Source organism: Cerasibacillus terrae, assembly GCF_008039555.1.
GTDB classification, from domain to species: domain Bacteria; phylum Bacillota; class Bacilli; order Bacillales; family Amphibacillaceae; genus Cerasibacillus; species Cerasibacillus terrae.
Map to the genome: position 1 here is coordinate 134,222 of NZ_VDUW01000006.1, position 14,050 is coordinate 148,271.

Here is a 14,050-nt window from a genome sequence, read left to right on the forward strand (position 1 = left end):
GGTAATAAAAAGGAAACCCTCTCTTAATGTTTAATTCAATACATGGAAGGGGGGATTTCATATGAATAATGAATTTTTATGGCAGGAAGATATTGATTTCTCTGGTATTGTTATTAGATTTGCAATTATAAAACTTGACGAGTCTGGTAAATATGGTGCTTGTATTGCACAAATGTTTGATGATGAATTTATTATGGTTGATGCAGTGGTATGTAATAACTTTATTAGTGCAATAAGTTATCTTTTAGAGAACGCTATAAATAAAAATTTAGAAAAGTTAAGAGCAATTAAGGATAATTTGATTTCGTTATAAAAAGCGGCAGAAGAATGATTAATTTATTGTTTTTTCTTAGTTTCTGAATATGTTAAAATATCGGTGAATGAATTGACCTGATTATAATGACGCTGGAGAACTTTGTAGATGAAATACGAAAATTTAAAACACTCTAAGGTGAAAAACGAAAGGGTAATTTCTTTTAAGAAAGCCCTTTCGTTTTTTACTTATAGAACTTATCGTGATTTTGGTTAGAGAACGATTATTCGGACAACCACAATCTCGAAACCGCTTCTGCTTTATCTTCTGCACTTGGACTAGAGTATCTCATTACCATATCAGCATTGGCATGTCCTGACAAAGACTGTATTAAACTAAAATCTTCACCATTCCGGACTAGTTTGGTAATAAAGGTATGCCTCAATGAATGGACATTAATTCCTTTTTTTCCAAAAATATGTTGAACTGTCCGTTCTGATATTCTTTTATTTCGATTGGAAAGAAACAATGCCTCATGTGAATCATTTCTTGTTTCTAAATACATTGAAATTGCTCTTCTTGTTTCTGATGATAATGGGAGTTGTCTCTCCTTATTTCCTTTTCCGAATCGCACTTTTAAGGTTCCTTTTCTTTCACTCATTACAATGTCATTGCGATCAAGGTTAACTAGTTCATTGAGTCTGATACCTGTATTAACCAAGATTTGTGTAATTGCCATGTTTCTTGTACTACCTGATCTATCAATTTCTCTTATAAGTTTGTTAACATCATTTCTTGAAAGTGCTTTAGGTGCCTGGTTCAGCATATTTGGTGGTGTAATTACAGAGATATCTTCTATGGCATACTCTTTTTCTGCCCAGCGACAGTAGTGTTTTATTGAACTCCAATATTTATTGATTGTTGTTGCAGAGTACCCCCGGCTAACGAGATAGTCAATATATTGCTGAACATCTGTTCGGGAAAACTCTTCTAAATCCGCTCCTGCACCATCAAGCCACTCAGCAAATTTTGATAAACAAAACATGTAGGTTTTTATAGTCTGTTTTGATTTACCTATAAGACCTTCCTCTTGATATGTCTCTAACATAAAATCACCTCTTTTAAATAATGAATAATTCCACGACAAAATTCTCTTGAGTTAATGGTCATAATTAGACGTTAATTTAATCCAAATCAAGCCAATTATTGCGTAGAATAATAGTTCCACGCAATTTTTCTACGACATCTCCTTTTTTGTCTTGAGTAAAGATTGTATCATTCTCACGATTCAATACGGAAGGTTGATTTCCTGTTAAATATTATTTAATACTAAGATTAATTTAATGGTACAAAATTTGTACGAACAACTCTTAACATACTTTTATAATATTAGATAAAAGTTTAATATAGACAGTAATACAATAAGAAGTGGAGTGGCTTATTTATGATTATTGATTTTGGAAAATTAAATGGTAACAATTCGGTTGATACAGTTATTAATCCAAGAGAGTTATTTGATGTCTTACCAGAAAAGGATGATAAATATGAAGAATATTTAAGAGATGTCCAGACAGAGGTGTTGAATAAATGGTTTGAAGATTACCGGGATAAAAAAGACGTTATTATTAAAATGAATACGGGGAGTGGTAAGACCGTTGTTGGACTATTGATGTTAAAGAGTTGTCTTAATGAAAATAAAGGCCCTGCAGTTTATGTTGTGCCAGATCCTTATTTGGTTAAACAAGTTATTAATGAGGCCATGAGCTTAGGTATAGATGTCACGGAAGATACAGGTGATCCTAGTTTCTTGAAAGGTGAATCAATCCTAATTATAAATATATTTAAGCTAATAAATGGAAAATCAGTTTTTGGAACTGACAATATAAAAATCAATATTGGAAGCATTATTATTGACGATGCTCACGCATGCCTTGATATTGCAGAGAATCAATTCTCTATAAAAATACCGTATGACACGGTTGTGTATACGGAATTACTTAATTTATTTAGGGAAAGTATTAAACAACAGTCAGAAGTAGGATTAATTGAATTAGAAGCAGGAGACCCTAACGCAAATAGAATAGTACCATTTTGGAGTTGGATTGATAATAAAAGCGACGTTATCAGAATACTACACAGTTATAAAGATAGTCCTGATGAAAATTTAAAATCATTAATGTTTGGCTGGCCATTAATTAAAAATAATATAGAACATTGTTACTGTGTAATAGGTAGTGATGGCTTAGAGATATCACCTAAGTTTTTACCAATACATAACATACCTAGTTTTCAAAATGCTCATAGAAGGATTTTTATGAGTGCGACAATTTCAGATGATAGTATTCTAGTATCCCATTTTAATATTGATCACACCAAAATATCACAAGCTATAACACCTAATAGTTCAAATGATATTGGTGAAAGAATGATAATTGTTCCACAGGAATTAAATCCTGATATTTCCGATGATCAATTAAAGACATTTTACAAAGAAATTTCACAAACTCAAAACCTCGTGATAATTGTACCATCTAATTATAGAGCAAAATATTGGGAAGACGTAGCTGATATGATATTAAACTCTAAAAATTTACATGCTGGTGTTGAAAAGTTAAAAAAAGAGCATGTAGGTTTAGTTGTAGTTATAAATAAATATGATGGAATTGATCTTCCTAAAAGTGCTTGTACAGTGTTAGTAATAGATGGACTTCCTGATGTTAGAAGAAAGATAGACAAAATAGAAGAGTCTGCCTTACAGGGAAGTGAATTAGTCTTAAATAATAAAATACAAAAAATTGAACAAGGAATGGGTAGGGGAATTCGATCAAAGGATGATTATTGTGTTGTCTTTTTAATGGGACGCTCGCTAGTAAATCACCTTTATGTAAATGGTGCAATATCTAAATTTACTGCTGCAACTAGAAAGCAAATGGAACTCTCATCCCAGTTATCAAAACAACTACGTGGTAAAGAACTTGAAGAACTTAAAGATGTAATTAATTACTCATTAAATCGAGATAAGAACTGGATTAAAACTTCAAGAGGTGCATTAGTTAAAGTTAAGTATGATCCAAGTGTTAAATTTGATGAAAGAGTAATAATAGAACGTGAAGCATACAACCATGCACTTAAAAAAAATTATAGAGAATCGACTAAATTATTATTGAATATAGTTAACGAAGAGGAAAATGAAATTTTGAGAGGAGTAACGAAGCAAAAGTTAGCAGAGTACCTTCATTTTTACGACCCTATTGAAGCTCAACAAACCCTTATGTCTGCTGTAAAGGATAATAGTCAAGTTATTCATCCGATTGAAGGGATTCAATATGATAGACTTATACCAACAGATGTTTCTCAGGCTCAAGAATTAGTAAATTACATTAATCAGAAGTTTAGAGGCCCTAATAAATATATTTTATTTGTTAATAAATTAATAGAGAATTTAGTTTTCTTACCCAAAACTGCAAACGCTTTTGAACAAGCAATGATGGATTTGGCATTTGTACTAGGATTTAGAGGGCAACGACCCGAAAAACAGTTTAGAAAAGGCCCGGATAACTTATGGTCTATTGGACAATCAAACTATTTTGTGATTGAGTGTAAAAATGGTGCAGTTACGGATTATATTAGCAAAAGTGACTGTAATCAATTAAATGGATCAATAAATTGGTTTTATGAAAAATATGATGAGGAGAATAGTCATGTACCAATTATGGTGCATAGGTCTAATAAGTTTGAATATGCGGCATCGCCTAATAAAGATATAAAAATTATAAATGAAACTAATCTTGAAGATATAAAAACAAATTTGAAAAGTTTCGCTCAAGGTATAGCTGCAAATTCGAACGATGTTAATAAAGTGGATGAATTATTGAAAAGGTATTCTTTTAAGGAACTGCAATTTGTAGATAAGTATACATCGAACTATAAATAGTTTTTTAAAGCATCTGAATGCATATTACAAATGTGTTTTAGATGCTTTTTTTATGGGAAACATCTTAATCGAATTATCAAATGTATTTAATAAAACTTATATCATAAAATACCTACCCTAAAAATTTGATAGGAAATTTTAAGTGACATATTATATAGCTGTAACCATTGAGAATAATTTATTGAGGAGTTGATTTAGAAGAAAAAATATAGAATATTATCATACTACTATTAAAAATACCATGCTCCTCCTTTTTGAGAGGAGGGATACGATGGTTAGTAAGAAAGGATTTTTAGAAGAGAGAATTAACGTTTGTTTGGATCAAGAAGGTTTTAATCAAAAACCTAGCAAGAATGAAGTAGTGAGGATATCAGAAAGAATAGCAGGGCAGGTTACTCGCGTTACAATTAAGGAGTTAATGGAAAATGTAACTTTACCAAATGCAAAGTCATTTACACCTGCTACCTTTGCTAAAGCAAAAAGATTAAATCAAAATTGGAAAAGTCAACAGATATTCGCATTAGATATTGATTCAGGACTACGGATTGAGGAGGCAATTAGACTTAGTGAAAAATGGAGAGTTAAACCTACCTTCGTTTATTCAACCTTTAGTCATACGGATCAATACCACAAGTTTAGAATGGTATTTGTTTTAGATGAGGAAATTCAAGATATTCGGGTCCGGAATGTAATCCAAACTGCATTAACTACATTATTTCCAACCTCTGATAAAAATGCTAATGATGCTGCAAGGGTACTATTCGGGGGGAAGAAAATTGAATTTCTACATAAGGGAGTTGTGAGTATACCAGATATATTAGATGGGGTTGTACGTAAGATAAAATCTAGTTCCAATTCCACAAGAGAGATGAAGAGATTCTGTAAAGCCTCTGGACTGGCTTTTCATAAAGGATATCCTCATTATAAGAAAGTTGAGGAACTGGAATTGCCAAGTAAATGGGAAAACCTATTTATCTCTAAGACTAAAAACCGCACCAACACTATTAATTACTATAGTACGCGTGGAGAAAATAGTCATTTTGACTATTACTTAGTCTTCTCTAAGGATTTCTATCAGGATAATGAATCTTTTTCCTTTGAATCAAAAACCTATGAGGAACAAGTGATGAAACAGGTACGAAACTTTCCATTTGAAAATTTACAGAAGAGATGCAAACTCTATCGGGAAGGAATCTCTGGGGACTATTGGTTATATCATAATGAAATGTTTGGTTTGATGACGAATCTGTTAAATGTGGAAGGTGGAAAATCCAAGGTAGTAGAAATTATTAATTCTAGGAAAGAATATCTTGAAAAGCGAGAAGAATGGTCATTAATGATGAACCAGATTAGGAAAATGAATTATGCTCCAACAAGGTGCAATACATACTGTCCTTTTGCTGATGAATGTATCCATGCCAAAAATATGATTGAGCAAGGGAAGTTACCACGTGGTAGTGTGCAGGTTATTGAGGAGCCCCAATTTCAAGATGTTGATGAAGTATATAGGAAATTAGAAAATGTATTGGGGGATTTGTTAAAAAGTACTGAGAATGGTGTCTATGTAATAAAAGCCCCTACTGGAATTGGAAAAACGGAAGCAATTGTCAATTTTGCAGCAGAAAACCATTTTAGTATTGCTTTTCCTACACACAGGTTGAAAGAGGAAGTTTCACAGCGTTTAAATTCTAAAAAGATAAAGCACATAAAAGTACCGGAATTACCTTTACTTGAAGAGCCATTCTCAGAAAAGATTGAGCATTTATATAATATTGGTGCGTATACGACAGTTAATAAGTATCTCAGACAGATTTCCAATGAAAATGAAGATGTGTCAATATTTCTTGAGGAATTAGATAAACTAAAGACTTCAAAAAATGAGTTGTTACTAACAACGCATCAACGTTCAATCTTCACTAATGACGATTCAAATTCAACCGTTATATTCGATGAAGATCCGATACCAAGTCTTTTTCCTATATCTCAAATGAAAGTATCCGATTTAGTTTTTGCATTCACGAAGTTACAGGACAACGAAGTGAACAAGGATGTTATCATTACTTTTCAAAACATGATATTGAATGCTCCGTTTGATATTGTTCAGGAACGGTCGTCGTTTTTATTACCATCTGTAAAAGATCTAGAACAAACAATAGTTGAGGAGAGGACCATAAGTTCAAATGTATTAGGGTTTCTTAATTGCGATTATTTCTTAAAAATGCGAATTCATAATACAGATTACATATATTTTATACAAAGAAAAAAACTATCTAAAAGTAAAAAGACTATCATTCTAAGCGCAACTATTAATGAAAAGATATCTAAACTAGTATTTGGAGAGGATGTTACATTTATAGATTTGGGATTGGTCAGACCTGCTGGCAGTATTCTACAAGTAACATCGAAGAGTTTTAGCAGATATACAATCAAAGAAAGTCATAAGGAGTTAAAATCTCTAGCAGAAAACCTTATGGAACGTTATAATCCAGAAAGTGAAATTATTACATATAAGGACTTCTCCACAGGTGGCAAACATGAAGAAATATATTTTGGTAATACTGAGGGAATTGATAATCTTAAAGGAGAAAATATCACAGTAATTGGAACACCGCATCTTAATCCAATTGCATATCTATTAATAAGTGTTGCTTTAGGTTATAGAATGGGTCTGGAAGAAAGTAGAATGGAGTATAGGCCTGTTGAAAGAAATGGCTTAAGATTCTATTTTACAACATATAGCAATGATATTTTATTGAAGGAAATTCAATTCTATCTAGTTGAAACCCAATTGTTGCAGGCAATAGGGAGGGCGAGGGTAAATAGATTCCCTGCCAAAGTTCTTATTCTTAGTAATTTACCTGTTGTTGGAGCAGAGTACATATCATTGTCACAAAAAGAATTAATAGATCTTATGAAATAATCCTAGTGCAGTCAGCTTGAAAAAGTTGGCTGCATTTGTCTTTGGTTGTTAACCATTAAAACTGTTGTTCTTCAATAATAATGATTATAATCTTTATATTGAATACAACAGTTACTAATGACAATTAACGATTAAAAATATTAATAAGAGTTATTAATCGTTAATTTTTTTCATTTTTTTCGGGCGTATTTATTATTTTCAATTTATTTCATGTTATACATATAGGTTTTACTACCATGTACACTAGTGAAAAAAATAAGAAATTAGCATAAGCCCGAATAAATTCGTCTTTTAATTATAAAGTGGTTAAAACCCTCCAAAAATAGAGAAAACGGCATATTCATAGCTTTTTTGAGAATAATAAACGTTTGATGACATTATTGTGATGGTTGGATGTATCATTTCCTCAAAAAGGGATGTCGCAGATTAAACAATATAGACAGCTTATCAGACTGTATTAAGAATTACCTTCTATTTTATATCTATCAATGTATTCTTTTTCTGACATAATTTCTATGATGTCTTTTGGTTCTATTTTTACTTTTGGATGTACATAAGAAAATAATTCATATACTCCGTATCTCAAAATATAGAGGGATTTTTGAATCAACCACCTTTTTACTTTTACTTCAATAACTTCGTTCGGTAAATAATCTAGATTATCTTTCGTAATTCCGTAATAATTATCCTCATATTCAACCTCAAATGTCCAATATTTATAATTGTTAAGGGGTTGCTTGAATTTAATAATAAAATGTTCTTTATCTTTATTTTTAACCCAATCACTCTCAATTGTAGGATCGCTTAGAAATTGGGCTAAATCAAAAAGTATTTCAGGTCTATCTCTTGTATATCCACCATATGAAACTACATTTGAATGACATAGAAATCCGTTGATGTGGAAATCTCCATAAATCTTGTGTATTACACGGTTTCTGTACTCTTCTTTATCGGTTAATGAGAAACCATTTGTTTTCTCAAAGATTTCAATTTTGTTACCTTTATACAAAATGTATTTTTCCTTAACATTAATATGGATTTCTTTTGCACTTAAAAAATTCATTAATGGTGTTTTTTCTGATACTGCTTCTTGTAAATTAATGATCCCTAGCTCTTTAATAGATTTACATTTATCTATACTAGTAGTGCTGTGTAGACTTACCAGTTCTACATCCTTATCAAACAAATGTTCATCTTTAATTTCAAATGATTCTAGAAAGTCTTCTACATCTGTACTTTCAAGGTAAACAAAATTGAATATATTTTCTACATCTTCCTCATTTAAGCTTAGAAACTCTAATAGTGATTTTAAAGTGCTATCATAACCACTCATATCAAATATCAAATTTAAAGCACCTCCCAATAAGATTTCAATAACCATAGTTTATCATACAAAATATCCCCAAAATCCATTTTATAAGTTCCGTGGAGACTAAAATTGTAAGTTAGGACAGTTATAGGATGTACTTGATTACTATTCATCGGACTATGTATACAGGAAAAATTTAAGAAAAAATAATAAATACGTCTATTTTAGAAAATAGTCTTATACTCTGTGTAATCGAATAAGAGTTATACCAAGAAGATTTCATTTTTAGTTCTTTATGCAATTAAAGAAGTTATTTTTCATTGTTTTTGTAAATAAATTTATCTATTTTTATTCTTAAGTCTTTGAATTAATTTTTTTAAATAGGACAATTTATTATAACGAAAGGAGGATGGTTATGAATCAAAATCTAACTGAATTAGAGGTAGAACACCTACGTAGTTTAATCGGGGGACATGGAAATGTAGCAAAAAAATTAGAAGCGTATGCACAAAGTTGTGCTGACCCTGAGTTGAAAGTAATTTTTGAAAGAGATGCACAAGCAGCAAAACAAGCTCAGCAAGGTTTAATGTCATATTTAAATTAGGAGGTTAAAAAATGTTACAAGATAAAGAAATGGTAAATGATTATCTAGCTGGGATAAATGCAAGTTTGACAGGCTATGCACATATAATCGCTCAAACGAATAATTCAGATTTAAGGCAGACTTTGATTCAAATGAGGGACCAGGATGAGTCCCGTCAACGAACTTTATATAGTTATGCTCTTCAAAAGGGACATTATAAGCCGGCTGCTCCAGCTTCAAAGGAAGTAGTTGAGCAATTGAGAAATCAATTAATGTCTGAATAATGAAATATTAATTGTGAAAGGCCGAATATTGTGTTCGGCTTTTTATATTTTCGGAAATCATTAACTGATTGAAAATAGATGATGTTTTTTTGAATTATAACACTCACTTTTGAAACGTTTATATCTTCTCCTAAAATACCCCTCACTCCATTTTTGAAGGAGGGGTTGTGTTGTATCGATTTTGCTTGTTTCACAACATCAGTTAAACAATCTTTCTATCCCAAAAACGATGGAGGGCAATAGCATTTATAAATTCGTCTGAGAATTTTCTCATATTATCTTTCCCTATGATCACGCCTTGTTTTCCATCCAACTTGTTGATGGTTAAAGCTGGGATTCCTCCATGAGTTGCGCCTATTGGTTTATAATGCCTAAACGCTTCATCGATGAAATACACGGCATCTTTATTGAATTCCCTATTTGTTTGACTTGCATTTGCAATATAAACTGCGTCGTACTGGACGGATTTTGCAGTTTGAAATGTCTGATTGGCATCTATAGAAATTCCGTTTGATCCTGATACTTTCCCTTGATGTTCACTAATGATATCAATAAACAGGTTGGCACCTTCCAATTGGTCTAAAACATACTTTACTTCCGGGCCATGAAAGCCCTTAGTAAGAATTACTGCAACTCTCCTTGTATCAGGTATAAATATTGTATTTTGTTGACTTAGGGCTGGAGAAGAGGCAGTTACATTAGAACCACCTGATGTTGGGGGATTCACACCAATTCTCTTTGCAATTGTTTTGGCAAGTTCTAGGTCCACGTTTGCAAACATATCAACCGACTGTTGTTTCACAGATTTACTTTTCACTTTACCGAGTTCAAAGCTAAAAGCATCGGTAATATGTTTTTTCTCCGCTGGGCTCATACTATTCCAAAAAAGTGTGGCTTGTGAGAAATGGTCGGTAAAACTTTCACTTCTAGCTCGAATCTTTCGGCCTTCGACTTTTTCTTGATAATGCTCATATCCACCTTCTGCAGGGCTTACTGGTGCAGGTGTATTTCCTGCAAGTGAGTTGCGATGATAGTTGTCTTTTCCAACATTAATCGTTTGTCTATGATATCCATCCCGCTGATTATTATGAAAAGGTACAACGGGTCTGTTAATTGGAATTTCATGAAAGTTAGGACCACCTAGTCGAATAAGCTGAGTATCAATATAGGAAAACAAGCGTCCTTGTAGGAGTGGATCATTTGTAAAATCAATTCCGGGCACCACATGTCCCGGATGGAAAGCAACCTGTTCCGTTTCTGAAAAGAAGTTATCGACATTGCGATTTAATGTCATTTTTCCAATGATTTTTACTGGAACAACTTCTTCAGGCCATATCTTTGTTGCATCCAAAATATCAAACTCCATATTAAATTCGTCTTCTTCCTTGATGATTTGGAAACCTAATTCAAATTCAGGATATTGGCCGTTCTCAATGGCATTCCATAAATCATTACGATGAAAATCAGGATCAATACCTGCTAATTTATGAGCTTCGTCCCAAACCAACGAATGGACTCCTAGCTTTGGCTTCCAATGAAATTTAACAAAATGAGCTTGCCCTTCTTCGTTGATCAAGCGAAAAGTGTGTACACCAAACCCTTCCATCATGCGAAAGCTCCTTGGAATGGCCCGGTCTGACATAATCCACATAATCATATGAGCACTTTCTTGGTTATTTGCTACAAAATCCCAAAATGTGTCATGTGCAGTAGAGGCTTGTGGTATGTCATTGTCAGGCTCCGGTTTAAATGCATGAACGACATCAGGAAATTTTATGCCGTCCTGAATGAAAAATACTGGGATATTATTGGCAACTAAATCATAATTTCCTTCTTCGGTATAAAACTTGGTAGCAAAGCCTCTAGCATCACGAACCGTATCAGCAGAACCTCTTGCACCATTTACAGTAGAGAAACGCACAAAAACTGGTGTCTTAGTCGATGTATCTTGTAAGAACTTTGCTCTTGTATATTGACTCATATCTTCATATAATTCAAACTCTCCATGTGCTGCGAACCCCCGTGCATGAACGACCCTTTCTGGAATTCGTTCGTGATCAAAGTGGGTCACTTTTTCACGAAAATGAAAATCCTCCATCAATGTAGGACCACGTTCGCCTGCTTTTAAGGAAAACTCATCTTCAGACATTTTTAACCCCTGGTTTGTGGTAAGCGCCTTACCTTTATCGTTCACCTTAAAAACATCAAGCTGCTTTTGCTTCTTGTTCTGACCTTGATTTCGCTTATCAGTCAATAAATCTCACCTCCATAATAAAGATATGAATGATATACTAGATTATTCCAAATTACGAAGGAAGCACTGTGGAAAGAATCCACTAAACATGCTTTGTTTGCAGCCCTGTAGATATTTTCTAATTGGAACAAATTGTTTAAAGAGTAATACATATATATAGAGTGTGTTGAAAATAGGTGATTGCTGTGAACAGATTTGAAGGAATCAATTCAAATAAAAATGATATCACTAAATATGGTTCTTCAAATAATCAATTTGCAGGTTTATCAAGAGGAGAACTTTTAGGATTAATTGGAGGATTCACAACTATAGTTGGTGATTCGATAGCACTCTATGGTGCACTTGCTTCTATTATGGAAGCTAAACAAGCTGATCAACAACAACAGCAAGAACAACAACAAATGCAAAATCAAATAGACCAATTACAACAGCAGTTACAGCAACAAAAGCAAGATCAACAACAAAAGGAGAAAGACTTTCAACAACAAATGGACCAACTTAATCAATGGCAGCAAGAACAGCAAAAGAATCAAGAAATGGATTTGATTGACATATTTCAGTCATCAAATCAAACGAATCTTCCTTTGAGTAATGGAACCTATAAACAAGATACTGAAATGAAGCAGCAAATTCTAGAATTACAAAAGCAAATGTGCATTACCCAACAAAACCAGGAAGATCAACTTAAACTTTTACGGGAACTTCTGCAGGAATTTAAGAATGAAAAAAAATCCAATTAAGTAATATTTTGAATAGAGGTCTGTTTCTTAAATGAAACAGACCTTTTTACAAGTGTAATGAAAAATAATGACCAATTATTATGATGTATAAATTATTCTTAAATTAACAAATTAAGTACGAAGGTGGTGATGATTTGGATTTTCCAACGATTCATACAAATATTTGGGATGGTCTTTTAGCCGTTCCAGCAATTGTGTTATTAACGCAATGTTTTAAGTTGTTACCAATACCTCGTCAATTTTTTCCTACGATAGCGAGTATCCTTGGATTTTTGATTTCCATTTTTATTAGTCATAGAGGGGATCTAGCAGCTGGCATTTTTATGGGGCTGCTGCAGTTGGAACTTACTCTTCCTTAAAAACTGCATGGTTAACTTACCAAAATAGAAAAAAATAAGGTTGGCTACTGCCTAAAATAAAAGGTTTATGTGTTAACATTTAGTAAAAAGAGCTATAGACTTTTATGAAAAATGTTATTGGTTAATTGAATTTTGATGGCCTGCCTGTAGTAGGTCATCGAATATTCACTTTTATAGTTGATGTATATTTGTCCAAGCAAGATGGAAATAAGAAGGAGAGATTGCAAAACTTTTATTTTATAAAGAATAAATATCTTCAATATGCGTGTGTATAACACTTAATTCCAATCTTATATTCGTACGGTCTTTTTCCTCTATAGCAATGATTAACTTGTTTATACTTTCATATAGAGTTTCGTATTCTTCTTCGTCTCCAAGTAGTTGTAATTTCCATTTATCTTTTTTGTACATTTCTTTTAGTTCTTCTGCTTGGAGAGTTATCTTATCCCAGTTTGGATCTTCCAATGAATTCTCAATTTCGTTAATTTGGTTAAAGAAAGCATGACCACCGACATTGTTTTCACAACCTACAAGAATTAGTAAGATGCAAAAGCAAAATAAGATAGTTGTTTTATTCAACTAGTTTTCCTCCTTTGAATGGATTAATATTCTTATTTTGTCCAATAATATATATAAATATTATTGTAAAAGGTGGAAATAGTCGATGCCGGAACTTGTTTTAATCCTGTTACGATCAATCGCAGCTTTCTTAGTATTATTTCTTATGACGAGAATAATGGGGAAGAAACAGATCTCTCAACTTACTTTTTTTGATTATTGTGTAGGGATAACAATAGGATCTATTGCTGCAACAATGTCAGTTGATCAGAATGTCAAAGCTCTAAATGGAATAATATCTTTACTTATTTGGGGATTATTCCCAATCTCATTGGCATATTTAGGGATGAAATCGCATACCTTTTCAAAACTGACAGATGGAAGAGCAACGATTTTGATTAGAGAAGGGAAAGTACTTGAAGGTAGTATGAAGAAAAATCTCTTGAATGTTAGTGAATTAATGCTTTTATTGAGAGAGAAGGGAGTCTTTAAAGTCTCTGATGTTGAAATGGCGATTCTAGAAACGAATGGTAATTTAAGTGTTATGCTTAAAACAGATAAACAGCCAGTTAATGCAAAAATGTTGGGAATCCAAGTTCAACAAGAACATAGCCCAACCATTTTAATTATGGATGGTAAAGTGATGAAGCAAAATATTGAAATATTAGGATACACGAACGAGTGGCTTTTAGGTGAGATTCGGAAGCAAGGGGCTAATAAGATCAAAGATGTCTTTCTTGCTCAAATTGACTCAAATGGAGAATTGTATATCGATTTATATGAAGAGTAATTACATCTCTTCTTTTTCGTAGCAGGAACTGAATAAAATAAGATGGTTAAAAGGGTGATTCTCTGA

General features: G+C 32.6%; 12 protein-coding genes. 8 read left to right on the forward strand and 4 right to left on the reverse strand.

Annotation, left to right across the window (positions count from 1 at the left end; all coding sequences use genetic code 11):
• Positions 1-61 precede the first annotated feature (61 nt).
• Positions 62-313, forward strand: coding sequence for a hypothetical protein (locus FHP05_RS10180; protein ID WP_147667909.1), 252 nt, complete (start codon positions 62-64; stop codon positions 311-313).
• A 223-nt stretch (positions 314-536) separates the two neighbouring features.
• On the opposite strand, the gene FHP05_RS10185 is transcribed toward FHP05_RS10180, so the two are convergent.
• A complete protein-coding gene (locus FHP05_RS10185; RefSeq protein WP_147667911.1) occupies positions 537-1,361 on the reverse strand; it encodes a tyrosine-type recombinase/integrase in 825 nt (274 codons plus the stop codon).
• A gap of 336 nt (positions 1,362-1,697) precedes the next feature.
• Here FHP05_RS10185 and FHP05_RS10190 point away from each other — a divergent pair, with 336 nt between their 5' ends.
• Together FHP05_RS10190 and FHP05_RS10195 are read left to right on the forward strand one after the other, a co-directional pair.
• Positions 1,698-4,187: a DEAD/DEAH box helicase family protein gene (locus FHP05_RS10190; RefSeq protein WP_147667913.1), complete on the forward strand. Its 2,490-nt coding sequence runs from the start codon at positions 1,698-1,700 to the stop codon at positions 4,185-4,187.
• Between the two features lie 271 nt (positions 4,188-4,458).
• A complete protein-coding gene (locus FHP05_RS10195) occupies positions 4,459-7,107 on the forward strand; it encodes a hypothetical protein (protein ID WP_147667915.1) in 2,649 nt (882 codons plus the stop codon).
• A gap of 457 nt (positions 7,108-7,564) precedes the next feature.
• On the opposite strand, the gene FHP05_RS10200 is transcribed toward FHP05_RS10195, so the two are convergent.
• Positions 7,565-8,452: a hypothetical protein gene (locus FHP05_RS10200; RefSeq protein WP_147667917.1), complete on the reverse strand. Its 888-nt coding sequence runs from the start codon at positions 8,450-8,452 to the stop codon at positions 7,565-7,567.
• Between the two features lie 379 nt (positions 8,453-8,831).
• Here FHP05_RS10200 and FHP05_RS10205 point away from each other — a divergent pair, with 379 nt between their 5' ends.
• Both FHP05_RS10205 and FHP05_RS10210 read left to right on the forward strand, forming a co-directional pair.
• Positions 8,832-9,020, forward strand: a complete 189-nt coding sequence (locus FHP05_RS10205; protein WP_147667919.1) for a hypothetical protein — start codon at positions 8,832-8,834, stop codon at positions 9,018-9,020.
• An 11-nt stretch (positions 9,021-9,031) separates the two neighbouring features.
• Positions 9,032-9,283 (forward strand): spore coat protein, encoded by a 252-nt coding sequence (locus FHP05_RS10210; RefSeq protein WP_147667921.1) that lies wholly within the window; start codon positions 9,032-9,034, stop codon positions 9,281-9,283.
• A gap of 202 nt (positions 9,284-9,485) precedes the next feature.
• Here the strand turns inward: FHP05_RS10210 and FHP05_RS10215 are convergent, their stop codons facing one another.
• Positions 9,486-11,537, reverse strand: coding sequence for a catalase (locus FHP05_RS10215; RefSeq protein WP_147667923.1), 2,052 nt, complete (start codon positions 11,535-11,537; stop codon positions 9,486-9,488).
• Positions 11,538-11,722: 185 nt separating this feature from the next.
• Between FHP05_RS10215 and FHP05_RS10220 the strand changes: the two genes are divergently transcribed.
• Positions 11,723-12,277, forward strand: coding sequence for a hypothetical protein (locus FHP05_RS10220; RefSeq protein ID WP_147667926.1), 555 nt, complete (start codon positions 11,723-11,725; stop codon positions 12,275-12,277).
• A gap of 134 nt (positions 12,278-12,411) precedes the next feature.
• Positions 12,412-12,636 carry a hypothetical protein gene (locus tag FHP05_RS10225; RefSeq protein WP_407923435.1) on the forward strand — a complete coding sequence of 75 codons (225 nt, stop codon included), beginning with the start codon at positions 12,412-12,414 and terminating at the stop codon, positions 12,634-12,636.
• Between the two features lie 237 nt (positions 12,637-12,873).
• Here FHP05_RS10225 and FHP05_RS10230 read toward each other — a convergent pair whose 3' ends face one another.
• Positions 12,874-13,215 (reverse strand): DUF4363 family protein, encoded by a 342-nt coding sequence (locus tag FHP05_RS10230; RefSeq protein ID WP_147667928.1) that lies wholly within the window; start codon positions 13,213-13,215, stop codon positions 12,874-12,876.
• Positions 13,216-13,300: 85 nt separating this feature from the next.
• Between FHP05_RS10230 and FHP05_RS10235 the strand changes: the two genes are divergently transcribed.
• Complete coding sequence (locus FHP05_RS10235) at positions 13,301-13,984, forward strand: DUF421 domain-containing protein (protein ID WP_147667930.1); 684 nt, start codon at positions 13,301-13,303, stop codon at positions 13,982-13,984.
• The last annotated feature ends 66 nt before the right edge of the window (positions 13,985-14,050 follow it).